Annotated in this window: 24 protein-coding genes; 9 read left to right on the plus strand and 15 right to left on the minus strand. The window is 72.4% G+C overall.

Annotated features, from left to right (window positions below; genetic code table 11):
- Nucleotides 1-33 precede the first annotated feature (33 nt).
- From tgmC to ACZ4NB_RS31630, 9 genes are all read right to left on the minus strand, one after another.
- Nucleotides 34-1200: an ATP-grasp peptide maturase system methyltransferase gene (gene tgmC, locus ACZ4NB_RS31590; protein ID WP_467666466.1), complete on the minus strand. Its 1167-nt coding sequence runs from the start codon at nucleotides 1198-1200 to the stop codon at nucleotides 34-36.
- A complete protein-coding gene (gene tgmB, locus ACZ4NB_RS31595; protein ID WP_467666467.1) occupies nucleotides 1163-2161 on the minus strand; it encodes an ATP-grasp ribosomal peptide maturase in 999 nt (332 codons plus the stop codon). Before tgmB ends, tgmC begins: the two co-directional genes overlap by 38 nt.
- Nucleotides 2161-2445 carry a putative ATP-grasp-modified RiPP gene (gene tgmA / locus ACZ4NB_RS31600; RefSeq protein WP_467666468.1) on the minus strand — a complete coding sequence of 95 codons (285 nt, stop codon included), beginning with the start codon at nucleotides 2443-2445 and terminating at the stop codon, nucleotides 2161-2163. Before tgmA ends, tgmB begins: the two co-directional genes overlap by 1 nt.
- Before the next feature lie 153 nt (nucleotides 2446-2598).
- The gene (locus ACZ4NB_RS31605; protein WP_467666469.1) at nucleotides 2599-2769 is read right to left on the minus strand and encodes a hypothetical protein; all 171 of its coding nucleotides are present in this window, start codon (nucleotides 2767-2769) and stop codon (nucleotides 2599-2601) included.
- 584 nt (nucleotides 2770-3353) lie between these two features.
- Complete coding sequence (locus tag ACZ4NB_RS31610; protein ID WP_467666470.1) at nucleotides 3354-4544, minus strand: helix-turn-helix domain-containing protein; 1191 nt, start codon at nucleotides 4542-4544, stop codon at nucleotides 3354-3356.
- A 100-nt stretch (nucleotides 4545-4644) separates the two neighbouring features.
- Nucleotides 4645-5292 (minus strand): HAD family hydrolase, encoded by a 648-nt coding sequence (locus tag ACZ4NB_RS31615; protein WP_467666471.1) that lies wholly within the window; start codon nucleotides 5290-5292, stop codon nucleotides 4645-4647.
- Between the two features lie 315 nt (nucleotides 5293-5607).
- The gene (locus tag ACZ4NB_RS31620; protein WP_467666472.1) at nucleotides 5608-6465 is read right to left on the minus strand and encodes a fumarylacetoacetate hydrolase family protein; all 858 of its coding nucleotides are present in this window, start codon (nucleotides 6463-6465) and stop codon (nucleotides 5608-5610) included.
- A gap of 137 nt (nucleotides 6466-6602) precedes the next feature.
- Nucleotides 6603-7403: a YidC/Oxa1 family membrane protein insertase gene (locus ACZ4NB_RS31625; protein WP_467666473.1), complete on the minus strand. Its 801-nt coding sequence runs from the start codon at nucleotides 7401-7403 to the stop codon at nucleotides 6603-6605.
- A 133-nt stretch (nucleotides 7404-7536) separates the two neighbouring features.
- Nucleotides 7537-7842, minus strand: a complete 306-nt coding sequence (locus tag ACZ4NB_RS31630; protein ID WP_467666474.1) for a DUF6412 domain-containing protein — start codon at nucleotides 7840-7842, stop codon at nucleotides 7537-7539.
- A gap of 165 nt (nucleotides 7843-8007) precedes the next feature.
- Between ACZ4NB_RS31630 and ACZ4NB_RS31635 the strand changes: the two genes are divergently transcribed.
- The 5 genes from ACZ4NB_RS31635 to ACZ4NB_RS31655 all read left to right on the plus strand — a co-directional run bounded on the left by ACZ4NB_RS31635 (nucleotide 8008) and on the right by ACZ4NB_RS31655 (nucleotide 13886).
- The gene (locus tag ACZ4NB_RS31635) at nucleotides 8008-9927 is read left to right on the plus strand and encodes an AMP-dependent synthetase/ligase (protein WP_467666475.1); all 1920 of its coding nucleotides are present in this window, start codon (nucleotides 8008-8010) and stop codon (nucleotides 9925-9927) included.
- Between the two features lie 169 nt (nucleotides 9928-10096).
- Nucleotides 10097-10744 (plus strand): DUF4142 domain-containing protein, encoded by a 648-nt coding sequence (locus tag ACZ4NB_RS31640; RefSeq protein ID WP_467666476.1) that lies wholly within the window; start codon nucleotides 10097-10099, stop codon nucleotides 10742-10744.
- Between the two features lie 145 nt (nucleotides 10745-10889).
- A complete protein-coding gene (locus ACZ4NB_RS31645; RefSeq protein WP_467666490.1) occupies nucleotides 10890-12347 on the plus strand; it encodes a DUF1996 domain-containing protein in 1458 nt (485 codons plus the stop codon).
- 146 nt (nucleotides 12348-12493) lie between these two features.
- On the plus strand, nucleotides 12494-13258 hold the full coding sequence (locus ACZ4NB_RS31650) for a hypothetical protein (protein WP_467666477.1): 765 nt from the start codon (nucleotides 12494-12496) through the stop codon (nucleotides 13256-13258).
- A 79-nt stretch (nucleotides 13259-13337) separates the two neighbouring features.
- Entirely contained in the window at nucleotides 13338-13886 is a 549-nt protein-coding gene (locus ACZ4NB_RS31655) for a CchlQ (RefSeq protein WP_467666478.1), read from the plus strand.
- Between the two features lie 114 nt (nucleotides 13887-14000).
- Here ACZ4NB_RS31655 and ACZ4NB_RS31660 read toward each other — a convergent pair whose 3' ends face one another.
- Both ACZ4NB_RS31660 and ACZ4NB_RS31665 read right to left on the minus strand, forming a co-directional pair.
- Complete coding sequence (locus ACZ4NB_RS31660; protein WP_467666479.1) at nucleotides 14001-15356, minus strand: FG-GAP-like repeat-containing protein; 1356 nt, start codon at nucleotides 15354-15356, stop codon at nucleotides 14001-14003.
- Nucleotides 15357-15565: 209 nt separating this feature from the next.
- A complete protein-coding gene (locus tag ACZ4NB_RS31665) occupies nucleotides 15566-16366 on the minus strand; it encodes a PucR family transcriptional regulator (protein ID WP_467666480.1) in 801 nt (266 codons plus the stop codon).
- 603 nt (nucleotides 16367-16969) lie between these two features.
- Between ACZ4NB_RS31665 and ACZ4NB_RS31670 the strand changes: the two genes are divergently transcribed.
- The 3 genes from ACZ4NB_RS31670 (at nucleotide 16970) to ACZ4NB_RS31680 (ending at nucleotide 20395) form a co-directional block, all read left to right on the plus strand.
- Nucleotides 16970-17734 (plus strand): hypothetical protein, encoded by a 765-nt coding sequence (locus ACZ4NB_RS31670; protein WP_467666481.1) that lies wholly within the window; start codon nucleotides 16970-16972, stop codon nucleotides 17732-17734.
- On the plus strand, nucleotides 17731-19269 hold the full coding sequence (locus tag ACZ4NB_RS31675; protein WP_467666482.1) for an NADH-ubiquinone oxidoreductase-F iron-sulfur binding region domain-containing protein: 1539 nt from the start codon (nucleotides 17731-17733) through the stop codon (nucleotides 19267-19269). Before ACZ4NB_RS31670 ends, ACZ4NB_RS31675 begins: the two co-directional genes overlap by 4 nt.
- 163 nt (nucleotides 19270-19432) lie before the next feature.
- Nucleotides 19433-20395, plus strand: a complete 963-nt coding sequence (locus ACZ4NB_RS31680; protein ID WP_467666483.1) for an SCO0930 family lipoprotein — start codon at nucleotides 19433-19435, stop codon at nucleotides 20393-20395.
- On the opposite strand, the gene ACZ4NB_RS31685 is transcribed toward ACZ4NB_RS31680, so the two are convergent.
- From ACZ4NB_RS31685 to ACZ4NB_RS31700, 4 genes are read right to left on the minus strand one after another with little or no spacing between them, the layout of a single operon-like run.
- Nucleotides 20376-21899: a sodium:solute symporter family protein gene (locus ACZ4NB_RS31685; protein ID WP_467666484.1), complete on the minus strand. Its 1524-nt coding sequence runs from the start codon at nucleotides 21897-21899 to the stop codon at nucleotides 20376-20378. The genes ACZ4NB_RS31680 and ACZ4NB_RS31685 overlap by 20 nt on opposite strands.
- Complete coding sequence (locus ACZ4NB_RS31690; RefSeq protein ID WP_467666485.1) at nucleotides 21896-22141, minus strand: DUF3311 domain-containing protein; 246 nt, start codon at nucleotides 22139-22141, stop codon at nucleotides 21896-21898. Before ACZ4NB_RS31690 ends, ACZ4NB_RS31685 begins: the two co-directional genes overlap by 4 nt.
- A gap of 35 nt (nucleotides 22142-22176) precedes the next feature.
- Nucleotides 22177-22956 (minus strand): class E sortase, encoded by a 780-nt coding sequence (locus ACZ4NB_RS31695; RefSeq protein WP_467666486.1) that lies wholly within the window; start codon nucleotides 22954-22956, stop codon nucleotides 22177-22179.
- A gap of 60 nt (nucleotides 22957-23016) precedes the next feature.
- Nucleotides 23017-24369, minus strand: a complete 1353-nt coding sequence (locus ACZ4NB_RS31700) for a DUF445 domain-containing protein (RefSeq protein WP_467666487.1) — start codon at nucleotides 24367-24369, stop codon at nucleotides 23017-23019.
- 283 nt (nucleotides 24370-24652) lie between these two features.
- On the opposite strand from ACZ4NB_RS31700, the gene ACZ4NB_RS31705 reads away from it, so the two are divergent.
- The gene (locus ACZ4NB_RS31705) at nucleotides 24653-25963 is read left to right on the plus strand and encodes an SGNH/GDSL hydrolase family protein (protein ID WP_467666488.1); all 1311 of its coding nucleotides are present in this window, start codon (nucleotides 24653-24655) and stop codon (nucleotides 25961-25963) included.
- Nucleotides 25964-26387: the final 424 nt, after the last annotated feature.

A 26387-nucleotide genomic window follows, 5' to 3' on the forward strand; every position in this document is an offset into this window, starting at 1 on the left:
GCGGGCCACCAGGGATGATCACTTCGCGCTCGTTCAGGCGAGTCGATGGCGCCAGCGCAGCGACGGGCTGTCTTCCATCCAATAGGTGTGGGCCTTGCTGTCGATCTGGAGCTGCACGGCGGTGATGTCCGTGCTTCCCGCGTCCTGCCACGCGGTCAGAGCCTGCTCGATGTCGTCCCACAGGGCCACCGGGCCGCCCTGGCGGACGGTCCAGCCACCGCCGTCAGGCGTGAATTGGGCGAAGGACTCACGTTCCGGGTCGAAGAGGTACAGGAGCGCCAGTCCCTCGCTCGTCGAGGCGCGAACGAGCTGTGCGCCAGGCGCTGCAAGCTGCGCAAGAAAGGCGGGCATCCACTCCTCCAGCATGACCGGCGATACCTTCGCCGCGCGCTCACTGTCGGGGTAGGCCGTGCGTGCGGACAGGTCGCCGGCCAGCGGGACCACGGCTTGCGCCCGAGCCTGCATGAACGAGGAGCGGCCGATGATCCGGCCCTCGGCGGTCCCGTCTTCGCCCACGGTGACCTTCGCCAAACCCGTGCCATAGGGCCAGGAGCCAATGGTCGTGAGGATGATGCCGCCCGGCTTCGTCTGCCGGATCCAGGTGTGGGGGATGCGGCGTACGGCACAGGTGGCGATCACCCGGTCATACGGGGCGCGGCGGGGATGTCCCAGGAGCCCGTCCCCTGTCACGGTCCAGGTCGAGAACCCCGCTGTTTCCAGCGCGGCGTCGGCACGGGCCGCCACCTCGGGGTCCACCTCGACCGTGGTGACGTTGTCCTCGCCGAGGCGGTGGCACATCAGGGCTGAGGAGTAACCGGTGCCGGTGCCGATCTCCAGCACCTGGTGCCCCTCTTCCACGTCCAGACTCTCGATCATGCCGACTACGGTGACGGGGGTGGTGGATGAGGACGTGGGCATGCCTGTCACAAGGTCAGCGGCCTGGTCGGCGGTGAGGTGCCCGTCGAGCTGAATGGTCAGGGACTGGTCGCGGTAGGCGATCTCGGCCCACTCCGCCGGGTCGGCTCCAGCTGCTGTGACCGGTTGCCAGCGGCCACCGTCCACGGGCAGGAAGACCCCGGGGTTCAAGAACAGCTCACGCGGTACGGCCTCGACGGCCGCCCGCCATTGGGGGGTCGTAAGGACACCGGCCTGCTCCAGCCGGTCAGCAAGGGCACGTCGCTCGGGTGCGGTTTCCGTCATGGGGCTCTCCTCGGGTCAGCAGGTCGGCGAATGCGGCGGACATTTCCAGGCCGGTCTTCTCTTCCAGCCACCCCCATTGGCCGTTCGGGTTCAGCTCCAGCCACCAGTAGTCACCCGCCTGGTCAACGGCGAGGTCGAAGCTCCCGGACACCAGCCCGAAGTGGTCCAAGCAGGCAAGGAGCGCCTTGTCCACATGGTCGGGCAGGTCTACCACGCTGTAGGAGAGGGCGGAGTAGTCCTTGCGCCAGTCCAGGAGGTCGGAGTCGATCCGCACGGGGAACGTTCGCCCGCCGACCACCAGCACGCGCACGTCGGCGACCTTGTCCACGCGGGCTTGGAACAGGTGCGGTGTCACGCGCACGCTGTCATCAAGCTCCGCGGTGGTGACCGGGTCTGCCCACCCTGTAACCGGAACTCCGTCCCGCTCGTATGAGGTCCACCGCAGGGTCTTGTAGATGACTTGACCGTGTGCGGCGATGAACTCCCGAGCTTCATCGGGTTCATTGGTCACGAGGGTCGGCGGCACTGTGAGGCCAAGCCGCTGGGCGACAGCGAGTTGCGCAGGCTTGTAATCGGCCGCCGCGTTACGAAGGGGATGATTGACCCATAGCGGGCCTTCGAGGGCGTAAAGGGTGCCGCCGAGCCCGTAGCGAACCTGCGCGGCGGCGAACCGCGCATCGTCGTCGCTCAAGTGCGGGAAGTCGGGCCAGAGGGGGCGGCGCCAGTACACCGCTCGCACGTGATCCAGGTCGACGGTTCTCGACAAGGTGCGCACCTGCCCGGCCACTGGGGCCGGGCAGGTGCCGAACCGAGCCGAGACCGTCAGGCATCCGCCGATGTCGGCGGGGTTGAACCTGACCACCGGCACGTTTCGCCGGTTGAGTTGTGCGATCACCATGTCGGCGGTGGCATCGTCCGCCTCGGTGGCCACCAGTACCGGCCTCTCCTCGGTCGCAGCCATCAGTCCTGCTGGCTGTCCTGGTCGTGGCCCTGGTCGTTCTGCGAGTCCGAGTTCGTCGTCGTGGAGGTCTCGGTGCCGGAGCTGGTGCCGTGCTTGCCCATCTCGACCACCTGACCGGCGTGATCGCGGAACACACCGAGCTGCGTGGCGGGGTCGACGGTGACCGTGGCGTGCGGGCGGCGCAGGGTGGTCGGGTACGGCGCGAGTCGGCTGGCCCCCCAGGGGCGAGTGTGGGTGAGGTGCGTAGCGGATGTGGTGCTCTCGGCCTCAGCGGTCGCGGCCATGCCGCGCCCCCTTCCTCTCGTGGGTCCCGGCCCGGCTGGGCACGGGAGTTGCCCGTCCGTTGCCACGGATCGGGTTCCGCCATCGGTTGGGCTGTCGGCCGTGAGGGAGTACCAACGCCCTGGGTGGTCCCCGTCGAGAGCGGATGTCTGTGCTCAATCGCGGCCGCATGCCTTCGGGTGGGGGTGACGGCGGATCTCGATGTTGCAGTCGGTCGCCTTCGACTTGTCCCCGTTGGTGTGCGCCTTCGCACGCTGCTCGGCCAGGGCAGTGCACACATCGCACCCGGCAACCGGCTCGGGCTCCGTCGCCGAGACCGGTTCCATCAGGTGAACGGGGCAGCACACGCGGGCCATCAGCCCATCGCCTCCGCACTGTGAGTCCAGTACGGCCCCGCGTCGTGCCCGTGCGGCGTGGACCACAGCGACTGCCGCCGACCATCGTGCGACCGCCGCTCCTGCCGTTCCTCAGGTGTGAGGACATACGGGCGGATCAGAGGCGAGTCTTCTCCGCGGAGCAGCCCCGGCCACCCGACGGAGACCTGGCGAAGCATGAGTGTCTGCGCGTCCTCGCGCCTCGTGACGCACCGTGCGCCGACGTGCCGGTGGCAGCCTCGCGCGGGAAACAGCAGCCGCAGCAGCAGGACTAAGAGTCTCGCTGTAGCTTTGGACATGTTGTCAACTCCCTGGTAGTTGATGGCCATGCCCCCGGACGTCAGCAGCGTCGCGGGGGTCTTCCGTGATCCAGCGGTGACGACGCGCATGCCGCGCCTTTGCCGTGCAGTCGGACGGTGCTTACGTCGGGATCCGCCGGGGGTGTCGTTGCGGTCACGGTCTCTCCCTGCGCCGTCAGGCTCGGGAAGAGATTGGCCCCGCGCGTACCCCTCAAGTACCCCTGCGAGGGGTAGCGTTCAGACGCCCGCCCCGGCGTGACACCATTCGGCGAAGTTCGACAGGCTCTCGGCGTCCGCTCGCTTCAGACGGCGCAGCGTTGCCGCATCTTCCCGCACCCACCTGTGCTCCCGGGCATGCTGGGGTGCGATCCGGCGGGCCACCTTCAGCGACTCGAACGCGGCATTCGGGCGGCCGGACCAGAGCTGAGCGCGGCCGAGTTCGATGTAGAAACCAGAGCGGCGCTCCGCCGGCAGGCTCTGCGGCGGCTTCCATTCGCGGGCCAGCCGGAGAGCCCGGTCCAGGCAGTCGTCACCGAGGCTCACGGCCACCGAGAGCTCGTGGATACGCACACTATCCGGCCCGAACGCCGTCCCTCCGTATACGTCCTCCCGCACCCGGTCACCGAAGGCGCGGGCGGCATCGAGGTGGAGCGCCGCCGCGTCACCGTTGCCGGCTCTTCCGGCGACCACCGCGGCCCGCATATGCAGTGCGCCACGGGCTGCCAGGACCTCAAGGGCCTCACTGCGCGGAGCGCGATCCAGGGCCTGTTCAAGGGCACGCAGCCCCACGGCATGCGTCTGGGCACCGAAGTGGATTTCCGTACGGACGTAGGCCACCGCGGCATCCACGAGCGGGTTGTGAGCCTGAGGGGCAGCCCACCGCATGAGGTCGATGAGACGGGCCGAGAGATCCTTCGCACCGTGCTTGAACGCGACGGCGTCCGCGGCTCGGCATGCGTCCACAAGCAGCCGTGCCACCATCGGCCTGTCGTGCGACGATGCGCTCTGGAGCGCGCGGCACAGTTCGGCGAGGAGCCCCGGGACCATGCGGCTGATGCGCGCGTACTGCGCGCTCAGCCGGTAACCGACGATCGATGCGACAGCCTCACCGAGCGCCCGCAGTTCGCGGCACGTCCCGTCGTCCGGCGCTTCGTATGCGGCGAGGACCGCGGACAGGCCCGGCATCGCCTCGTGTACGCGGTCGTCCGGGCGTTCCCGGTCCGGCAGCAAACGAGTGGGGTCGGTGTCCAGTGCGTCCGCGATGGCAGTCAGGACAGCGTCGGAAGCGCCGCGTTCGCCGCGCTCAATCTTCCGGATCGTGCCCAGTGCGACACGGGCAGCACGGGCGAGGTCGACCTGGGTAAGGCCGGCAATGCGCCGCTCGTAGGCGATGCGGGGCCCTACCCCTTGGTAGACGATGCTGGGCATACGAACTCCCTCCGGCGCGGCCACTGCGAACCGTACCCACATCGTCACTGTCCGGGAACACGGATGCCTCGCCCTGCGTCACGCGGGCAAGGCCGTGCGGTCACCTCACCCCCGGAAGGAACAGGCCCACCAACTCGGCCAGACTCCCAATCCGCCAGTCCGCGGCCCGCGCGTACTCGCTGTCCGCCCACAAGTGCCCGAGCGGCCCGCGGCGCAGGTGCGCGGTGCGCATCCCTGCCCGAGCCGCTGGCACGACGTCGTTCTGCGGGTGATCACCGACGTACAGCACTTCGTCCGCCGCGGCACCCGCCAGCTCGATGGTGCGGGCGAAGAACGAGGGGTCCGGCTTGGCCGTGCCCCATTCCCCGGACACGGCGAGCGCGTCCGCCGGCAGGTCGAGGGCGCCCAGCAACTGCCCTGCTCGGCGGGTCTGATTGCCGGCGATGACCACTCGAATCCCGGCCTCCCGGAGCGCGGCCAGGGACGACCGGACATCGGGGTACAGGTCGGACTCATCAAGGAATTCGCCGCGTCCGGCCCGTTCCATCGCGGCCCGCTCGGCCTCGATGTCAATGTCCGGCCGAACGAGCCGGAGTGCGTCGGCGTTGTCCCGGCCCTGTGCCACCACCGCGCCGACCAGCGCGGACAGCGTGTGCCGACTGACATCAAGCCAGTCGGCCCACGCCCCCCAGCCTCGGTCGTCCCTGATGAGGGTCTCGCCGATGTCGAACGCCACTGCACGGATCATGCGAGCAGCCTAGGGGTGGGTGGCGGGCTGCGCTTCCCGCGGCCCGCCACTTGCCAAGCGGGACGCGCGCCAGCCGGCCGTATACCCACCGACACGGTTGGGGCCCACACAGGCGCGCCCCCACGGCCCCCTTCCCCACCCCCACGGGAGGGGGCGGGCCGGAGGGGCAGGGGTGTGGGACGTAAAGCGCAGCAGTCCCACACCCCTGCCCCGGAGGACCGTCACCGCACCCCGAAAGCCCCGCGCAGCGGACCCCGCCCGCCGCAGGCGCAACGGCGACGAACCACCACGGCGGGAAAGCCAAAAACGTGGGAATCAAGCAGCGCGCAGCGTCTGCCGCTGGCGGCCCAGGCCGTCGATCTCCAGCTCGACGACGTCGCCGGCCCGCAGATACGGCTTGGGCTCCGGCTGCCCCATGGCGACACCGGCGGGGGTACCGGTGTTGATGACATCGCCCGGATACAGGGTCATGAACTGGCTGACATAGCGGACCACTTCGGCCACCGGGAAGATCTGCTCGGCGGTCGTGCCGTCCTGCTTCAGCTCGCCGTTGACCCACAGCCGCACCCCGAGCGCCTGGGGGTCGGGCACCTCGTCGGCGGTCACCAGCCAGGGGCCCAGCGGGTTGAACGTCTCGCAGTTCTTGCCCTTGTCCCACTGGCCGCCGCGCTCGATCTGGAAGGCGCGCTCGGAGACGTCGTGCGCCACCGCGTAGCCGGCCACCGCGGACAGCGCCTGCTCGTCGTTCTCCAGATAGCGGGCCGTCCGGCCGATGACGACCGCCAGCTCCACCTCCCAGTCGGTCTTCACGCTGCCGCGCGGCACCAGCACCGCGTCGTCGGGGCCGACGACGGTGTCCGGGGCCTTCATGAAGACGATCGGCTCCTCGGGGGTCGCGGCCCCGGTCTCCCGGGCGTGGTCGTGGTAGTTCAGCCCGATGCACACGATCTTGCCGATCCGGGCCACCGGCGGACCGGTGCGCAGCCCGTCGGCGTCGAGCCGGGGCAGTTCGCCGGACGCGGCGGCGGCGCGCAGCCGCGCCAGCGCCCCCTCGTCCGCGAGCAGCGCTCCGTCGATGTCCGGCACCAGGCCCGACAGGTCCCGCAGGACTCCCGCCTCGTCGAGCAGCGCCGGGCGTTCCGCCCCCACCGGTCCGACACGCAGCAGCTTCATCGGTTCAACTCCCGTGGTCGAAGGTCGGCCCGGAAGGGGCCTTCCGGGCCGGCCGATGGGGGACGGCCATCGGGCAATTTGGCCGATCCTCCAAGAACGAGGTCCAGTCTGCAAGACCCCGTTCACGGACTGGACCGTTACTGAGGGGTAGTAACGACGTCGCGCCCCTTGGCCGACCGCGGAGCGGGAACCGCCGCACCCCGCTCGCCCCGCTCGCCCTGCTTGTCCCGCCTCTCCCGCTGGAGCAGTGCCCGCTCGCACGCCGTCCAGGTCGTCGTCGTCACCATGTACAGCCCGGCGGCCAGCGGCAGCACGGCGACCGTGATCAGCGTGCCGAACGACAGCAGCGGCAGCACCTTGCCCATGGCGGCCATCCCCGGGGCCGCGGCCGGGCCCGTGGCCGGTGTCGGGGCCGCGGCCGCCGCGGCCAGCGCACGCCGGTAGTTCCAGGTGGCGACCGCCGCGATCAGCGCGAACAGCACGAGGTAGACCAGGCCCTGCGGGCCGAAGGGGCCGCCGTCGGCGAGCGCCTGGCTGAAGTGGCCGCCGAGCGGCGCGCCCAGCAGCGTGTGGTCGAGCAGCCCGCCGCCCCCGGTGGAGAAGAGGTGGTACATCACGAAGAAGACGGGCAGCTGGAGCAGGGTCGGCAGACAGCCGGCCAGCGGCGAGGAGCCCGTCTTGGCGTACAGGTCGGCCATCGCCTTCTGCAGCCGCTCCGGGTTGCCCTTGTGCTTGCGCTGCAACGCGGCGAGCTGCGGGGCGAGCGCGGCCCGCGCCTTCTCGCCGCGGACCGCGGCGCGGGCGAGCGGGTGCAGCGCGGCGCGTACCGCCAGGGTGAACAGGACGATGGCCACGGCCGTGGCCGCGGTGCCGAAGAACGGTTCGATCGCTTGGGCGCCGTGCGCCAGCGCATCGCCGAGGAAGCCGAAAACGGACATGGGTGAGCCCTCCACGGGTCTCGTCGTACCGGGATGTGGATTCGGCGTGACGAGCCGCGCGGACGCGGAAGGCGGTCCGGAGGGAAGAAGGAAGAGCAGCGCCGTGAAGGCGGAGCGCGGTCCGGACGTGCGTCTACGCGGCCGTCGGGAGGGCGCGGCCCGGTGCCCGGGGCCGCGGGCGCCCGGCCGCGTCGGGATCGCGCTGCGGCAGGAACGCCGTACGCCGCTCGCGATCGCGGATCGCCGTACGGATCCGGCCCGGCGGGACCGGCGGCGCAGCCGCCGCGATCAGGAAGGCAGCGCACAGCAGCAGCACCGCGGCGGTGGTCGCGGCGGCGGTCAGGGCCGTCGCCAGCCCGCTCTGCGCGAGCAGGAGCCCGCCCAGGAAGAAGAAGAGCGCGCAGGTGTACAGGCGCCAGGCGTCGACGATGCGATACATCCGGTCCCCTCCCCGCGTCCGGCCGGCCGGCAAGACTTGTCGTCTTCCGCTCAAGAGTAACCGGATACCTGGGCAGCGGCCGGACCGACCGGTAACTTGCCCCTCCCTGCCGTCGGGACGGCGGGGGACCAAGGGGGAATCAAGGGGGAACACCTAGGAGGTGCTGTGCGCGACATCAGCGTTCCGGCCCTGGCGGCTCCACTGCGGACCGGCGGTCTGGCCGACTCCGTCTTCGACACCGCCGCCCACCAGCCGGACTTCGTCCAGCTCGCCCGCCGCGAGGACCGCGCGCCGGGCGGCTGGGAGGAGGTGTCGGCGAAGACGTTCCGCGACGAGGTCATGGCGCTGGCAAGGGGGCTGCTGGCGGAGGGCGTGCGGCCCGGCGCCCGGGTCGCGCTGATGTCCCGCACCCGCTACGAGTGGACGCTGTTCAGCTATGCGCTGTGGGCGATCGGCGCCCAGCTGGTCCCGGTCTATCCGACCGCGTCGGCCGAGCAGCTGCGCTGCATTCTCAACGGGGCGGCGGTGACCGCGATCGTCGTCGAGCACGAGGCGCACGCCATGACCGTGGCGGAGGCCAGTGACGACCGCTCCCGGCTGCGCCGGCTGTGGCAGCTGGACCTGGACTGCGTGGCCCGGCTGTCGGAGGAGGGCACCCGGCTGCCCGAGGCGGATGTGCACCGGCTGCGGCACGCGGTCACCCCGCGCAGCACCGCCGCGATCGTGCACACCTCGGGCACCAGCGGGCGGCCGCGCGGCTGTGTGATCACGCACGCCAACCTCGCCGCCCAGTGCGACACCCTCTATGCGGGCTGGGGCGGGCTGCTGGCCCCACCCGGCGAACGCCCCTCGCTGCTGGCCTTTCTGCCCTTCGCGGGCGTCTACGGGCTGATGGTGCAGGTGGCGTGCCTGCGCGGCGGGGTGCAGCTCGCCCACCAGCCCGACGCGTCCTCCGACGAACTGCTGCCGGCCCTGGCGTCGTTCCGTCCGACGTTCCTCTTCGCAGTCCCCTACGTCTTCGAGAAGATCTGCGCGCACGCCCGGCGGGCCGCGGAACAGGCGGGCCGGCGGCGGACGTTCGACGCGGCGATGACGGTGGCGGTGCGCTACGCCGAGGCGATGGCGGCCGAGGCCCAGGGGACCGGGCGCGGCCCCGACCCGGTCCTGCGGGCCCGGCACGTCCTCTACGACCGGCTGGTGTACTGCCGCATCCGGGAGCTGCTGGGCGGCAGGGTGGCCACGGCCGTCTCCGGCGGCTCACCGCTGCTGAAGGAGCTGGCGCTGCTCTTCGCCGGCATCGGGATCACCGTCTACGACGGCTACGGCCTGACGGAGACCAGCGGCGCGATCACCGTGCAGCCGCCCGGGAAGGTGCGGTTCGGGACGGTGGGACTGCCGCTGCCGGGCAGCGCGGTGCATCTGGCGCTGGACGGCGAGGTGTGGGTGCGCGGTGCGGTGGTGTTCGCCGGATACCTCGATGCCGAGAACGGGGGTGCCGGCACGCCGGGCAGCGGGCTGTACGACGGCTGGCTGCCGACCGGCGACCTCGGGCATCTGGACGAGGAGGGCTATCTGATCATCACCGGGCGCAAGAAGGACATCATCATCACCAGCAACGGCAAGAGCGTCGCCCCCCAGGGACTGGAGCAGCGGCTGTGCGCCCATCCGCTGATCTCACAGTCGGTGGTGGTCGGCGACAACCGGCCGTATGTGACCGCGCTGATCACCCTGGATCCGGAGGCGCTCGCGCACTGGCGCCGGCTGCGCGGCGACACCGGCGAGGACGGCGGCAGCGGCTCGGGGCCGTCGCCGCAGGAGCAGCTGGAGGCCGAGGTGCGGCGGGCGGTGGCCCGGGCCAACGCGTCGGTGTCCAGGGCCGAGTCGATCCGGGCGTTCCGGGTGCTGCCGGACGAGTTCAGCCAGGAGTCCGGGCTGATGACGCCGTCGATGAAGCTGCGCAGAGCGGCGATCGTACGGGCCTACGCGGCGGAGATCGACGCCCTGTACGCGCGCGGGGAGCGCGAGGCGCCCGACACCCGCAGCGAGCGCCGGCGGTGGGCGACGGCGGGCCTGTACGCGCGCTGAGCGCAGGGGCGTCCCCCCGCACGGACGGGTCCGGGCCCGCACGCGGCACCGTAGCAGTGTCGCGGCGGGCCCGGCCGTTATTTGTCCAGGGGTGAGAACCCCGGCCTAAAGGCCCGGTGGGGCCCTTAGCGTCCGGTGGCATTCCAGTAGGGACGAACCGGGAGGCCGTGTGCGGTCGATCCTCAGCAACTCCGCAGCATCCGGGCGGACCATCGCCACCGGACTGGTCGTCGCCGCGCTCGTGGCCACGCTCGCGGCGGTGCTGCTGCCCGTACAGCTCTTCGGTGAGAGCGCGTCCGCGGCGACCAACACCGTCGCGTACGACGACGACGGCGGCGGGACGGTGAACACCCGCTACGGTCCGCTGACCGCGATGGACCGCGACTTCGTGCGCAAGGTCAGACTGGCCGGGCTGTGGGAGCTGCCCGCGGGCCGGCAGGCGCAGGAGCGCGGCACGACCGCGGCGGTGCGCATGGCCGGCGACCATCTCGTCGCCGGGCACACCGAGTTGGACCGGCGGTCGATCGAGGCCGGGCGGGCGCTGGGCATCCAGCTGGCCAACCAGCCCACTCCCCAGCAGCAGGGCTGGCTGGCGCAGATGAGCGCCGCCCAGGGCGACGACTTCCCGCCGGTCTTCGCGGAGCTGCTGCGCCGGGCGCACGGCAAGGTCTTCGGCCTGGTGGCGATGGTCCGCGACCAGACCCGCAACTCCATGGTGCGCGCCCTGGCGAACCGGGCCAACACGGTGGTGCTGGACCACATCACGGTCCTGGAGAAGACCGGACGGGTCGACTTCAACACGCTGCACAGCTACTGAGGCCCCCGCGAGGCCCCGGGCGACGGCGCTCCTCCCCTCCCCTCTCATCCCCTCACCCCCCTCATCTCCTCGGACGAAGCGAAGTGATCTCATGAGGCAACGGCAGCAGGCCCAGTCCCATAAACGCTCGCGCTTGACGAACAGAATGCTGGTCGCCGCGGCCGCGCTCCTGCTCGGCGGCGGTGGTCTGGCCGTGGTCGCCACCACGGCGCTGGCCGGCAACAACGCGCCCGACGCGGCGGCCGGCCATGCGCACATGGTGACCGCCACCACCGTCTCCTGCCCCGACGTGGGCCAGTCGCTGCGGAAGGTGCCGCGCAGCGCCCAGCTCCAGGTCTCCAAGGGGCTGGCCTCGCTCGACCGCCAGGTCTCCGACGCGTACCACCGGATGACCGAGGGGGCGGGCGACGAGGTCCTCGCCCGGCTCAAGAAGCAGCGGTCCAGGACGATCGGCACGATGGTGACGGCGATCGCCAAGGACGCCACCCGGCCGGACTATCTGCTGAAGATGAGCGGCTGTACGACCAAGCCCACCGGCGCGGACGGCCAGGCCGCGGCCAAGTCCACCAACGACGGCTGGAACCAGAGCGGGCAGCAGTACCCGAACCAGAGCCAGCCCCAGGACCCCAACCAGAGCCAGCCGCAGGACCCCGGCCAGGGCCAGCAGCCGGGGCAGGTCCAGGGGCAGGGCGGCGGGCAGCAGCAGCCGGGGCAGGTGGGCGGCCCCTCCCCCGACGACTTCGTCGACATCACCACCGTCCAGCCCAACGCGGGCGATCCGCCGTTCGCCGCCCCCCAGGGGAACAACGCCTCGACCGGCACCTTCACCACCGAATGCGGCCGCAACGAGGACGGGCACTTCAACTCCGACAACGTCATCGTCACGCCGGGCGTCAGCAACGGCGCCCACCACACCCACGACTACGTCGGCAACAAGGCCACCGACGCCTTCGCCAACGACCGCAAGCTCGCCGACTCCGACACCACCTGCCAGAACGGCGACCAGTCCACCCACTACTGGCCGGTGCTGCGCAAGCTGGACGGCACCTCGGAGCAGAAGCCGGGCGCCGGCCACGACGGCAACAACGGGTCGGTGCTGACCCCGGCCTCGGTCAACCTCACCTTCCGCGGCAGCCAGAGCGGCCAGGTCCGGGCGATGCCGCGGTTCCTGAAGATCATCACCGGTGACGCCAAGGCGTTCACCAACGGCACGAAGAACGCCAACGCCTCCTGGAGCTGCACCGGATTCGAGGACCGCCAGCTCAAGGACAAATACCCGCTCTGCCCCCAAGGCTCCCAGGTCGTGCGCACCTTCGCCTTCCAGAACTGCTGGAACGGCCGGGACATCGACAGCGCCAACCACCGCGACCACATGGCCTTCTCCGACCAGAACGGCAACTGCCCCGGCGGCTTCACGCCCGTCCCGCAGCTCGTCCAGCGCATCACCTACGACGTCCCGCAGGGCAACAGCTTCGCCGTCGACAGCTTCCCCGAACAGCTCCACAAACCGGTCACCGACCACGGCGACTTCATCAACGTGATGCCGGACGACCTGATGAACAAGGCCGTCAACTGCATCAACAGCGGGCGTGAGTGCCGCTGACACACCCTGGGCGAAGGGGCCGGTCCGCCGCGCGGCGGACCGGCCCCTTCGCCGTCGAAGACCGTCCCGGCCGGCCTCCCCCGTCGGCCGGTAAGGTGGCGCTCTTCGGGCGGCCCCCGCACCCGGAGTCCCCAAAGGCGCAGACCATGACAAGCCCCCATCCGACCGCCGCGGACGCACGGCTGCGGCTGTCCGCCGCGCTGGACCGCCTCGCCGTCGTCTTCGGCGGGATGACCGCCCACCCCGACGAGGACAACTGCGAGTGCCACTGGGGCAGCGCGCAAGAGCTCGCCCTGCTGAAGGTGCCGGACGTGGAGCTGGACCCCGACCTGCTCCAGCGCACCTGGCAGGCGGTCGACTGGACCTACAAGGCATCGGTGCTGCGCCGCATCCTGCCGCAGTTCGCCACCGCCCTGGCCGACGGCCGGATCACCCCCCTCTTCGGCATGGAGGAGGCCGGACTCACCTTCCACCACGCCGGCTGGCAGCAGTGGCCCGCCGAACAGGCCGCGGCGGTGGAGGAGTTCCTCCACGCATGGTGGGCCCGCACCCTCACCGACCCCGACCCCGCGGTGCCCGCCCACCAGGTCCTGGTGCTGGCCGCCGAAGCGTCCGGCACGCCCACCCCCTGGCTCCGCGCCTGGGAGACCCACCCCCGCCCCACAGCCGACCGCCACCTGGCCCTGGCCGTGGACGAGTGGGAGAGCGAGCTGCTGCGCGACGAACTGCCCTGGGACACCTGGCACGACGAGGAAGCCACCCGCGCCGCACTGACGGCCTGGCTGCTGCGCCACGCCGCCGGCCGGCTCCGGTCCCACGGCGCGCCCGAGGACCTGCTGCACCGGATACGGCTGCTCGGCCTCACCGGGGACGACCGCTGGGACGACCCGCACTGGCCCGGCTTCCGCTGATGCCCCCGGGCGGTGCGGAGTTCACCACATCCGCCCGCTCCTGCTGTTCTTTCCGATCATCCGCACGTAGATTCCGGACGTGGACTGGGGGACGCTCGTCGCGACGGTCAGTGGTGGCTCGATCGCCATATCCGGGACCGTGCTCGCCGACTATCTGCGGCACCGCCGCGAGGACGACCGCGGCGTGGGGGCACGCAGACGCGCGGTGTACCTGGAGTTCATCCGCGCCGCGGGAGTGTGCCATACGCGCCTGCGCCGGATCGCCCAGGACCCGGGCGCCGAGGCCGACTTGGAGGCGGCCGCCCGTGCGGCGATGGAGGAATCCGGCATCCACGAGGTGCGCGAGAGCCTCTACATCGACGCGACCACCGCCGTCGCCGGCGCCGGCCAGACGATGTTCGAACGGCTCCGCGCCCTGCGGCGGGTGGTCGCCGAGGGAGCCGGGCAGGACGCACCGGCCTTCCACGACGCCTACCACCCCTACATCGGCGCGGTCTGGGCCTACCGGGTGGCCGTACGGCGGGAACTCGAAGGACAGCCGCTCTCCCCCGCGGAGTTCGGCTGGCAGGACTGGGACGGCACGGACCGCTGCCCGCTCTGCCGGCAGACCGCCGCTCAGCGCACCTGAGACCGTGGCGAAGGGAACGGGGGGAGGGACATCGACCGCCCGCTTCCGCCGCGGCCCACCGCGCTCCCGGGCGGGCGGCGGCGCGCGCCCGGGAGCCGGCCGAAGCGCGCGCTGCTACTGGAGCATGCCCTCGACGACGTCGGTGTCCGCCGGGGAGGCACCGGTCGTGGTGATGCCGGACGCCGTGCCGGGCAGGCGGAGCGAGCCGTCGACGATGCCGGTGACGTAGAGGTCGGCATGGCCGTCGCGGTCGGTGTCGCGCAGCCGGACCGTGCCGCCGAAGCAGTCGTTCCACGCCACCGAGCCCGGTACGCCGGGGGTGTTGCGGGCGAACCACTGGGAGCGGGCGCCGGTGACACCGCTGGGGCCGCCGCGCAGGACGTGGACGCCGCCCTCGGTGGTCTGCTCGCTGATCTTCTCCCCGTACGCGCCGACCGCCAGGTCCTGGTAGCCGTCGCCGTCGACGTCGGCGGCCGAGAGGGAGGAGCCGAACATGTCGCCGCTCTCGGGGGTGCCGGCGACGCCGCTGGTGGCCTGGGTGATGCGGGCGCTGCCGGCGGGGCCGGTGGCCGAGCCGTACCAGAGCGAGACCCGGCCCTGGTAGTCGCCGTACATCTGGCTGCCGACCGCGAGGTCCCCGTAGCCGTCCTTGTTGAAGTCGGCGATCACGCCGGCCCCTTCGGCGCCGTCCCCGTAGCCGGAGACCAGCCGCAGGGTCTTGCCCGGGGTCAGGGTGGCGCCGCCCTTGATGAACCAGGCGTCCGTACCGAAGCCGGGGGTGTCGGCGAGGCCGACGACGACCAGGTCGGTCCTGCCGTCGCCGTTGACGTTCCCGGCGACCAGGGACCGGGCGTCCAGGGCGGCCGAGGACCTGTTGAGGGTGGTGACCGGACCGGTCGCGCCGGCGGGGGTGAGCGGGCCCCGGTAGACGTAGGTCCGGCCCGCGCTGATCGCGGCGAGGTCCTTCCTGCCGTCCCCGTCGAAGTCGCCGACGGCCAGGTCCCGGCCGAAGTGGCCGTCGGACTTCCTGGCGCCCATGTTGGGGACCGAGGTGCCGCCGGAGAGGCCGCCCGCACCGCCCCACAGGAGGGTGACGGAGCCCTGCTCGGTCCGCCCGTCGACGTCCTCGCCGTACGCCGTGACCGCCAGGTCCGCGTATCCGTCGGCGTTGAAGTCGGCGGGGGCCAGGACGCCGCCGAAGAGGTCGCCGTCCTCGTCGGCGCCGGGGACACCGGGGCTGGACTGGTCGATCACCTGGGTCCGGGTGCCGGGTCCGGCGGCGGTGCCGAAGGTGACCTGCACGCCGCCGCCCGGGCTGTGGCCGGGCAGATAGGTGGCGTAGTCGCGGTAGCCGTCGCCGTTGAAGTCGTCCGCGTACTTGGCGGCGGCCGCGCTCGCGGGCGGCGCCGAGAGGACGGGGACGAAGGCCGCCACCAGAAGCGCCGCGCAGGCTGCGGGGCGAATGCGCATGAAACTCTCCGATGTTTCCGTGCGACCGCCCGTGCGCCGGGGGATGTCCCGGGGGCACGGGGCGGTTGACGAACATCAGACACCGGGCGAGGGGGGAAGGTTGCCCGGCCGGTCCCGGTCGCGGGTGCGCGGGGCTCGGGGCCGGTGCGGCGTGCGCCGAGGGGTGGCCGGCGTCACGCCAGCGGGTGCGGGGCGAGGGCCCCGCCGGGTCATAGGCCGTTGACCCGGGCCTCCCGGGCCACGCCGAGTGGCCGGATGGAGGAGGCGACGGCGCGGGCCCGCCGTCCGGCGCGGGCGCGGTAGGAGCGGACATGGGCCATGAGCCGGCGGCTGCGGAGCGCCATTTCGAGTTCGAAGCGGGTGCGCGGGTCGCGCAGGACCGGGCCGAAGAGCTTCTCGATCTGGCGCAGGCGGTAGCGGACCGTCTGCGGGTGGACGTGCAGGAGCTTGGCCGCTTCGGGCGCGCCACCGCCCTCCAGCCAGGCCAGCAGGGTGACTTCGAGACGTTCGCTCTGGCGCGGGGTCAGCTCCTCCAGGGGGCCGAGCCAGCGGGAGGTGAGGGCGTCGGCCAGGGACTCGTCCTGAAGGAGCAGCAGCGCCGAGAGGTGGTCGTCGACGAAGGCGGGGCGGGTCTCCGGGCCGACCCGGCCGGGGGCCAGGGTGAGCAGGTACCGGGCCCAGCGGAGGGAGGAGGCGGTGTCGGTGGCCGGTACGACGTGGCCGACGGCCGCGGCGCGGCCCTTGAGGGCCGCCTCCAGGCGGGGCCTGGTCTGGGTGGCCGGGTCCGGGACGAAGAGGCAGGTGTAGCCCTCGACGGTGCCGATCAGGGCGTGCCCGAGCGCCGCGGCGAGTTGGGGCGCCTCGGCGGGGGTGGCCAGTACGACGGCCTGGAGGGTGTCCGGCACCGGCCAGCCGGCCGCCCGGGCGAGGTCGTGCAACCCCTCGTCCGGGGCCTCGCGTTGACCGGCGAGGACGTCGAACAGGTCCTGGCGGGCCCGCGCGACGGGCATCGGGGTGACTACGGACGATACCGCCGGACGTTTACTTTCCGACTCTTTCTGGTAACCCAGTACTGTCAGCAGGGCCTGTTCCAGGGCCCATTCGGCCTCTTCTATGGGCGTATCACCGAGAAGTGCGGCCAATGCGGGAAATCCGCGTTGCAACTCCGCGACCACCTTCTCGGCGAGGTCCGGGAGTTCATTTCTGACGGCCCGGGTCCACTCGCCTCGGGGACGCGACCAGATGCGGTTCAGCAGATCACACATCGCTACCTCGATCCTGGCGGGGATGCGGCTTGTTCAGTTCAGTGGGTGGGCGCCCCCGTGCGCCTGACTCGGCATCATCCGGAGTGACGCCGTGCGCCCGCGACGCCGCTGCAGGAATTTGTCACAGCGCGATAAACCTTACGAAAGCCTGAACGCGCTCGGAGATGCTTTTCCGCATCCGGATCACAGCCGGATCACGGCAAGATAACGCCCTGCGTATCCACCCGGTTACGGAATGTTTAGTGTTACCGGGGGTCACCCGTACAAAAGCCGTCGGGCAAATACCACCGCAGGGAAATTTCAACGAAATTCGCATCCCGCACCCGTGCTCCGACACCGGGAGGTCCGATGTCCGCACCGCGTTTGCAGAGCCGCCAGAGCCGCCAGGGCCGCCGCGCAGCACACCGGGCCCGGCCCTCGCCGACCGTGCCCCGCCCCCGGCGCCCTCCGAAGGAACCGAAGCCGCCGGGCCGTTCGTCCGGCGGCTTCGCCTCGACCACCGTGCTGCGCCCCGCCCTTCCGGCCGCGCTGCTGCTCTTCATCGCCGTCACCCTGCACTCCGGCGCGATGGAAACCCTGATGCAGTTCCTGGACTTCGGCGCCGGGGTGCTCGCCCTGGTCTCGCTGTCCGTCACCGTGCTGTGGGGGTTGGCCGCCACCGACCGGATGGTGCTGCACTCCGGCCACCGGCTGCTCGCCCAGGCCGTGCACCGCGGCACCGGCGTCGCCGGCCTGGGCTTCCTGGGCCTGCACATCTGGGTGAAGGTCGCCGAGGGCCACGTCGGTACGACCTCCGTCGCGGTGCCGTTCACCGACGGGGCGCGGCCGGTGCTCATCGGGCTCGGCACGCTCGCCGCGTATGTGTTCGTCGCCGTCGCGGTGACCGGCGCGGTGCGCGGCGCGTTCACCGGCATCACCGCGTCCCGCTGGTGGCGGGCGCTGCACATGAGCGCGTATCTCGCCTGGGGCCTGGCCCTGGTGCACGGCCTGAAGTCGGGCCGTGCGGCGGCCGGTTGGGCCGTCGCCGGATACGCCGTATGCCTGGCCGCGGTCGCCGTACGGCTGGCGCTGCGGCTGCGTGATTCCCGCAGGAACTCAGGAGAGCTCTCATGACCGCCCCCGCCCCCACCCGACTGCTGCCGGCGCTGACCGGACCCGAACCCGTGCCGACGCTGGCGTCCTTCGGCCCGCCGCGGCTGCTCGCCGGGCTCGACGAGACCCCGCGCATGGACCGGGTGGCGCATCTGGCCCGGCACGGCAGCCTGCCCAAGCTCACCGCCCAGGAGCTGGTGGCGCTGGCCGAGGACACCGATCTGCGCGGCCGCGGCGGCGCGGGCTTCCCCTTCGCCCGCAAGCTGACCGCCGTGACGGACGGGATGCGGCGCGCCGACGGCAAGGGCGCCGTGGTCGTCAACGGCAGCGAGGGCGAGCCCAGTTGCCTCAAGGACACCGCGCTGCTGCTGCACGCGCCCCATCTGGTGCTCGACGGCGCCCTGCTGGCCGCCGAGGCGCTGGGCGCGCAGGAGGTCGCCATCGGGGTGACCCGCAAGGACGTCGAGCGCTCGGTGCGGCAGGCGATCGGCGAACGCGGCCCGGTCCGGCCGGCCTTAAGGGTCACCCTGCTGACCGAGCGGTTCGTCACGGGCGAGGGCACCGCGATGACCAACGGGCTGGGCGGCGGCCCCGGTCTGCCCTCCGGCCGCAAGGTCCGCTCCAGCGAACGCGGTCTGAACGGTGTGCCGACCCTGCTGTCGAACACCGAGACCTACGCCCAACTCGCCGTGGCCGCCCGGCTCGGCGCCCTCGGCTACCGCAACGCGGGGCTGCCCGCGGAGCCCGGCACACTGCTCCTGACGGTCGGCGGCTCCATGGTCGTGGAGGTCCCCTACGGGGTGCAGCTGAGCCGGGTCCTGGCGCTGTGCGGGTCCGACCCGGGGCTGGGCGTCCTGCTCGGCGGCTACCACGGCACGTTCATCTCCCCGGAGGACGCCCGCACCGCGACCCTCTCCCGGGAGGCGCTGACCGCCTACGGCGCGGTGCTCGGCGCCGGCGCGGTGCTGCCGATCCCGTACGACACCTGCCCGGCCGGCGAGACCGTACGGGTCGCGCAGTGGATGGCCGCCGAGTCCGCCGGCCAGTGCGGCCCCTGCGTGCTGGGCCTGCCCGCGCTCGCCGACGAACTCGCCCGCGCCGTACGGGGCGGCGGCACGGGCGCCCTGGACGCCGTGCGGGCCCGGATGCGGGCCGTGGAGAAGCGCGGCGCCTGCAGCCACCCGGACGGAACCGCGCGCTTCGTCGCCTCGGCCCTCGCCGCCTTCCCCGAGGAGTTCGAGTGCCATGCGCAGGGGTTCGGGTGCGGCCGCCCGGTGACCGGGGCGCTGCCGGTCACCGGGCACCAGCCGCCACCGGCCACGACGCCCGCGCCGGCGCCCACGGCCGCCCCGCCGCAGGAGCGGCTGCTGGTCGACTGGACGCTGTGCCGCGGCCACGGCCTGTGCGCCGATGTGGTGCCCGGTGTCGTCAAGCTCGGCCCGGACGGCTACCCGGAGCGGGCCAGCATGCCGCTGCCGGCCCGGATGCGGCGCCGCGCGCAGCTCGCGGTGCGCCGCTGCCCCGCGCTGGCGCTGCGGGTGCAGGGCGGCAACTGACCGGTCCCGCACGGTTTTTCGGCCGACCGGCAAAAAACCCGGCACCGGTTGAACACCGGGCACCCCATGCCGCGTACTTCCCGGGCGACGGCACCCGCCGGCGAACAGGCGACGGCGACCCGCCCAGCAACCCACACCATCAGCAACCGGCAGAGGAGACACCATGATCACTCGACGTCGTGCGGGACTCGCGGCCGCCGCGGTCGCCACCCTGGCGCTCACCGCCGCCTGCGGCAGCAGCAACCAGAGCGCATCCACCCCCACCACCGACACCGTCCAGCCGGCCGGCCAGGGCACCAGCGACTACGGCTACGGCTCCTCCGGCTCCGGCCAGGGCGACGACGGCTACGGCGGCCAGGCCGGCGGCGACAGCGGCAAGGAGACCAAGGCCGGGCCGAGCGCCGGGACGCTGGCGCTGCACCAGGACGCCAAGCTCGGCCCGGTCGTCACCGACGCCAAGGGCATGACGCTCTACCGCTTCGACAAGGACACCCCCGACCCCGCCAAGTCCAACTGCTCGGGCTCCTGCGCCACCACCTGGCCGCCGGTCCCCGCCGACGGCGCCACGGCCCCCGCCGGCATCGCCAAGAGCGCCCTGGGCTCGGTCACCCGCGCCGACGGCGTCAAGCAGCTGACCATCGGCGGCTGGCCCGCCTACCGCTACGTCAAGGACACCAAGGCCGGCGACACCAAGGGCCACGGCGTCGGCGGCACCTGGAACGCGCTGGCCGCCGACGGCAAGAAGGCCGGCGCCCAGCCGCCCGCCGACGTCTCGGTGCTCAACCAGCCCGAGCTCGGCGAGATCCTCGTCGACGGCAAGGGCCGGACCCTCTACCGGTTCAACAAGGACAGCGCCTGGCCGATGAAGTTCGCCTGCAACGACGCCTGCCTGGACACCTGGAAGCCCGCCAAGCCCGCCGACCGCTCCAAGCTCACCGGCATCGCCCCCAAGCTGATCTCCACCGTCACCCGCCCCGACGGCATCAAGCAGCTGGCCGTGGACTGCTGGCCGGTCTACTGGTTCACCGGCGACAAGCAGCCCGGCGACATCACCGGCCAGGGCAAGATGGGCCTGTGGTTCGCGGTCTCCAAGGACGGCAAGAAGATCACGACGCCGGCGAACTGACCGGGGCGTCCCCCACCGGGCCACCGCCCTGCGGGAACTCGTCGTCCAGCGCCAGCACTTCGGCGTCCGGCCGCTCGTCGCGCTCGCGCGGCCCCAGCCAGGTGACCGCCAGCGCCACCGCCGTGTTCACGGCGAGCCCGACGATCCCGGCGTTCATCCCCCACACCGGGTCGTGTCCGGTGAAGACCAGGACACAGACCAGAGCGAAGCCCGCCACCAGGCCGCTCACCGCGGCGCACAGCGTCAGCCGCCGCCACACCAGCCCCAGCAGCAGCATCGGCACCAGCTGCGCCATGCCCTCGTACGAGATCAGGGACAGCCGGACGAGGGTGTCGGGGGCGGTGTAGGTCAGCAGCAGCGCCACCGCGCCGGCCGCCACCACCACCAGCTGCGACCACAGCTTCTGGCGGGCCGCCAGCCTGGGGATCGCCCCCAGCACGCTCCTCCCCCACATCGTGCCGATGACCAGCATGAACACGGCCATCGGCACGATGGAGGAGAGGGCGGCCGCCGCCCCGATCAGGCCCACGGCCCAGGCCGGAAGGGAGTCCACCACCAACGTGAACAGCGCCAGGTTCGAGTCCGCCCCGGTCAGCCCCGGCACCACGAACAGCGCCGCCAGGCCCAGCAGCATCGGCACGAACAGCAGGACGTTGTAGAAGGGGAGGTAGAGGGCGTTGCGGCGCAGCGCATCGGCGTTGCGGGCGCCCAGATAGCCCGCCACGGTCGTCGGGAAGACCACCACCGTCAGGGAGTTGACGAGGGTGGTGGTGGCGAACCACAGCTGCCCCAGTCCGCCCGAGGCGTGGCCGGGGAAGGTCAGCCACTGCGGCTTCTCGGCGACGATCCGGTCGAGGAAGGGCCCGTAGCCGTCGAAGTAGTGCAGCGGCACGTAGACCACGAGGAAGCCCAGGGTGCCGATGACGAGGACGTCCTTGAGCACCGAGACCCAGGCGCTGCCGCGCAGCCCGCTGACCACGACGAAGCCGGTGGTGACCGCGAAGCCGAGGAAGGAGGCCCAGTTCAGGCTGATGGCGCCGTAGGAGATCGTCGAGACGACCACGCCCATGCCGGTGATCTGGAGCTGGATGTAGGGCAGCAGGCAGACCGTGGCGAGCAGGGCGACGGCGGCGCCGAGCCAGGGCCGGCCGTAGCGGTGCGCGACGATGTCGGTGATGCCGACCAGCCCGTGCCGGCGGGCGTAGGCCCACAGCATCGGCCCGACGACGTACCCGAGCGCATAGCCGCAGGACATGTAGGCCGGCACGAAGAGCACGGGGGCACCGAAGTTGTAGCCCCAGCCGGCCGCGCCGAGGTAGCTGAAGCTCGTATAGCTCTCGCCGGCCATCAGCACCCAGATGAAGGCCGTGCCCAGGCTGCGGCCGCCCACCGACCACTCGGCCAGTCCGCCGCCGGCTCCCCTCCCGCGCACCGCGAGCAGCCCCAGGACCACGGTGAGCACCATGAAGCCGCCGAACACGCCGGTGGCGACCGCCGCGTTCACCAGCCCTCCCCGTCCGGTCCCCGCCTGAGGTCGCCGCGCCGCGCCAGCCACACCGACAGCGGCGTGGCGAGCGTCGCCAGCAGCATCCAGAAGACCAGGAACGGCAGACCCATGACGGTCGGTGTCACCCGGTTCACCAGCGGCAGCACCGCCAGGAACAGCACATAGGGCAGCAGCAGCCACAGCAGCGCCGGGCGCTTTCGGGAGCCCGGCGCTCGACCACCGGGGGACTCGTTTCGCACGTGAGCAGAGCCTAAGTGATGCCCCATGGCCGCCCTCACCGCGGCCGTGACGACCGCAACACGCCCCAGACCACCAGCCGGTAGGCGGAGCTGTAGTCGGGCGTACAGGTCGTCAGGGTCAGATAGGCGCCGGGCGCGGTGAAGCGGTAGGCGGGGTGCACACCGCTGCGGGGGACGGCGGCCAGCACCGTGCCGTCGCCGGGCGTGGTCCGCGGCAGGATGCGCCGTACCGCATAGGTGTAGCGGGCCTCGGCGGTGTCGAGGACGACGGTGTCGCCCGGCCGCAGCCGGTCGAGACGGCGGAACGGCTCACCGTGCGTGTTGCGGTGCCCGGCCAGCGCGACGTTCCCGGCCTCGCCCGGCTGCGCGCTGTGCGGATAGTGGCCGACATAGCCCCGGTCGAGGACCGCGGCCTTGCCGGTGCCCTCGGCGACGGGCGCGGTGAGGCCGATCCGCGGGATGCGCAGGACGGCGTAGGCCAGGTCCGGCGGGGGCCGGCCGGCGGTGCGGCGGTGGAGCGCACCGGGCGGCGCGGTGCGCTCGCCGGGCCGCGGTGCCCGCGCCCGGTCGCCGTCGGGCGCCGGGGGTACGGCCGAGGCCGGCGGCCGGGTCTGCCACTGCCGCTCCAGCCGCGCCACCTGGTCCCGCGCCGCGTGCCGGGCCTGGCGGTTGGTCCACCACAGCTGGTGCGCGACGAGCAGCAGCAGGACGACGCCGAGCGTCACGGCCAGCTCCGCGCCCGTCCACAGCGCCCGCACGGCGCGGGGGCGACGGGTTCGCCGCCCCTGTACGACCACCGGTATCCGCTCCCGCACGCGGGCACGGTAGGCCCTCGGGCCGCAGGCCGCCAGAGGCGGCGCGCCGCTGCCCTGGGGTCAGCCGCCGAGCGCCTGGGAGACGGTGTGGATGGCAAGGCCGGCCAGGGCGCCGACGACCGTGCCGTTGATCCGGATGAACTGCAGGTCGCGGCCGATGTGCGCCTCGATCTTCTTCGAGGTGTGCTCGGCGTCCCAGCCGGCGACGGTGTCGGTGATCAGCGCGGTGATCTCGCCCTGATACGTCGTCACGACATAGACGGCCGCGCCCTCCAGCCAGCGGTCCACCTTGCCCTGCAGCCGCTCCTCGTCGGACAGCCGCCGCCCCAGGGACAACAGCGCCGCCCGCACCCGCAGCCGCAGTTCGCTGCGCTCGTCCTCGGCGGCGGCCACGATCATCGCGCGCACCGAGCCCCAGGCCGAGGCGATCAGGTCCTGCACCTCGCCGCGGCCCAGCACCTCCGACTTCAGCCGCTCGACCCGGGCGCGGGTGTCCGGGTCGGACTGCAGATCGCCCGCGAAGTCCCGCAGGAAGCGGTCGATCGCGCCGCGGGCCGGATGCTCGGGCATGTCCCGCATCTCGGTGACGAAGCGCAGCAGCTCCTTGTAGACCCGGTCGCCCACCTTGCGGTCGACGAACCGCGGGGTCCATCCGGGGGCGCCGCCGGAGACCGCCGACATGACCGAGTCGCCGTGCTCGACCAGCCAGTCGTGGGCGCGGGCGACGACCAGGTCCACCACCCGCTTGTGGCCGCCCTCGGCGACGACCTTCTCCAGCATCGTGCCGATACCGGGGGCGATCTCCTGGGCGTCGGCGCGCCGGGTGATCGCCTCGCCGACCACCGCCTGCACATCGGAGTCGCGCAGTACGGTCAGCGCGCCGCGCAGCGCGGTGGACAGCTCGGCGGTCACCCGGTCGGCGTTCTTCGGCTCGGCGAGCCAGCCGCCGAGCCGCCGGCCGATGCCGACGGAGCGCAGCCGGAGCCGTACGACCTCACCGGACAGGAAGTTCTCCCCGACGAAATCACCCAGGCTCCGACCCAGTTGGTCCTTCTTCGTCGGAATGATGGCGGTATGCGGGATCGGCAGCCCCATCGGCCGCTTGAACAGCGCGGTGACCGCGAACCAGTCGGCCAGCGCGCCGACCATCCCGGCCTCCGCGGCCGCCGCGACGAACCCCGTCCAGCCGCCCGCCCCGGCGTTCTGGGCCGCCTTCGCCAGGACGTAGACCAGCGCGACGGCCAGCAGCAGGCCGGTGGCCAGCGTCTTCATCCGGCGTACGCCGCGCCGGCGCTCCTCGTCGGCCGCCCCGAAGGCGAAGCCGCCGCCGGGCACCGCCCGGCCGCCCGGGGCGGCACCCGGCGCGGGGGCCGTCGACCCGTTCGGCGCATTGTCCGCTGCTGTGCGTTCCATCCGTTCCACCGCTCCCACCGTGCCCCCGCCCTCCGTACGGCTTCTCGCGCGCCGCGCGTCCGGCCGCCGATCCGGCCGTATGTCCCACTGTGACCTACTCCCGGAACGAACCACGAGTTCCCCGCGTCCATGCCAAGGCGACATCGAGCGGCCCGCCGGGCGGCCCCCCAGGGGTCCGTGGGATCATGAGGGACCGATCGGACCGCAACGGTGCCGCTGATCATCCGCTGCCCTTGCCCGCCCGGAGCCTGCCGCTCCGCTTTCCTCAGGAGACCGCTCCCGCATGAAGAAAAGTGTGGGTTACGCGCTGCTCGCCGGTCTGGCGGCGTTGGTGGTGCTGATCTCGACGGCGATATTCGTCGGCTTCGGCGGCGAGGACGGCGAGCCGCGCGGCTCCTCGCACAAGCCCCGCGACCCCGCGGCACCCGCGGTCTCCGGGCAGTGGGTCGGCACCTGGTCGGCGGCCGCGGCCGCGGCCGAGCCGGGCACGCTGGACGGCTACGCGGGCATGTCGATACGGAACGTCGTCCACACCAGCGTCGGCGGGTCCGGCGCCCGCATCCAGCTCTCCAACCTCTTCGGCACCCGCCCGCTGGTGGTCAGCCACGCCTCGGTGGCGCTGGCCGCGGCCCCCAGCAACCCCACCGCCGCGGACGGCACCATGCGCCGGCTGTCCTTCGGCGGCAAGCCCGCGGTGACCATTCCGGCGGGCGGCGCGGTCACCAGCGACCCCGTCCGGCTGAAGGTGCCCGCCGACGCCGACCTCCTGGTCACCACGTACTCGCCCTCCCCCTCGGGCCCCGCCACCTACCACCCCTACGCCCGGCAGACCTCCTACCTGGCGCGCGGCGACCGCGCCGAGGACGCCACCGGCGCCGCCTACACCGAGCAGAGCCCGTACTGGCGCTATCTGACCGGCGTGGACGTCTGGAGCACCGAGGCGACCGGCGCGGTCGTCGCGATCGGCGACTCCATCACCGACGGCATCACCTCCACGGCCGGCGCCAACCACCGCTGGACGGACTTCCTCGCCGCCCGGCTGCGCACCGAACCCGGCGCGCCCCGCTACGGCGTCCTCAACCAGGGCATCAGCGGCAACCGCCTGCTGGTCAACGGCAGCAGGTTCTCCCCGAACAACGGGCCCAGCGTGCTCTCCCGCCTGGACCGCGACGCCCTGTCCCGTACCGGCGTGAAGGCCGTGGTCGTCGAGATCGGCCTCAACGACCTCTTCAAGACCCCGCGCCAGCTCGACCCGCAGAAGATCGTCGCGGGCATGCGGCAGATCGTCCGCGAGGCGCACGCCCGCGGCCTGCGCGTCACCGGCTCGACGCTTACGCCGTTCGGTGGCCACCGCGGTTACTCCACCCAGCTGAATTCCGTCCGCGAGCGGGTCAACCGCATCATCCGCTCCGGCACGGTCTACGACGAGGTCGTCGACTTCGACAAGGCCCTGCGCGACCCCGCCTCCCCGGTCCGCCTCCGCCCCGTCTACGACTCCGGCGACCACCTCCACCCCAGCGACGAGGGCTACCGCGCCATGGCCAACGCACTCGACCTGGACGTCTTGCGGACGTCGGCTCCCGCGTCGCTCTAGCGCTTGGCCTGCTTCCCACGTTGTCGGCTGGCCCGCCGTGGGGGTTTCGCTGGGTTCGCCTGCGGCGGGCGGGGCCGCTGCGCGGGGCTGTTCGGCCGCCGGTGACGGGTCTGCGGGGTTGGGTGTTCGGACTGCTGCGCTTTCCGTCCGAACACCCCAACCCCGCAGACCCGCCCCCTCCCGTGAGTGGGAAGGAAGAAGCCCGGTGGGAGCGTCCCCATGTGGTCCAGTGCCCGTCACCGACCGAGTCCCTCCCACTCCCCCTGCCCCCTGCCGCAACGGTGACCAGCCACGACGGCGAGAGTCCGGCAGCATCAACGACGACCGCAACCCACCCACCTCACCCACCCACGGGAGGGGACGGGCCGGAGGGGCAGGGGTGTGGGACGTAAAGCGCAGCAGTCCCACACCCCTGCCCCTCCGG

Source organism: Streptomyces sp. NPDC026575 (genome assembly GCF_055567415.1).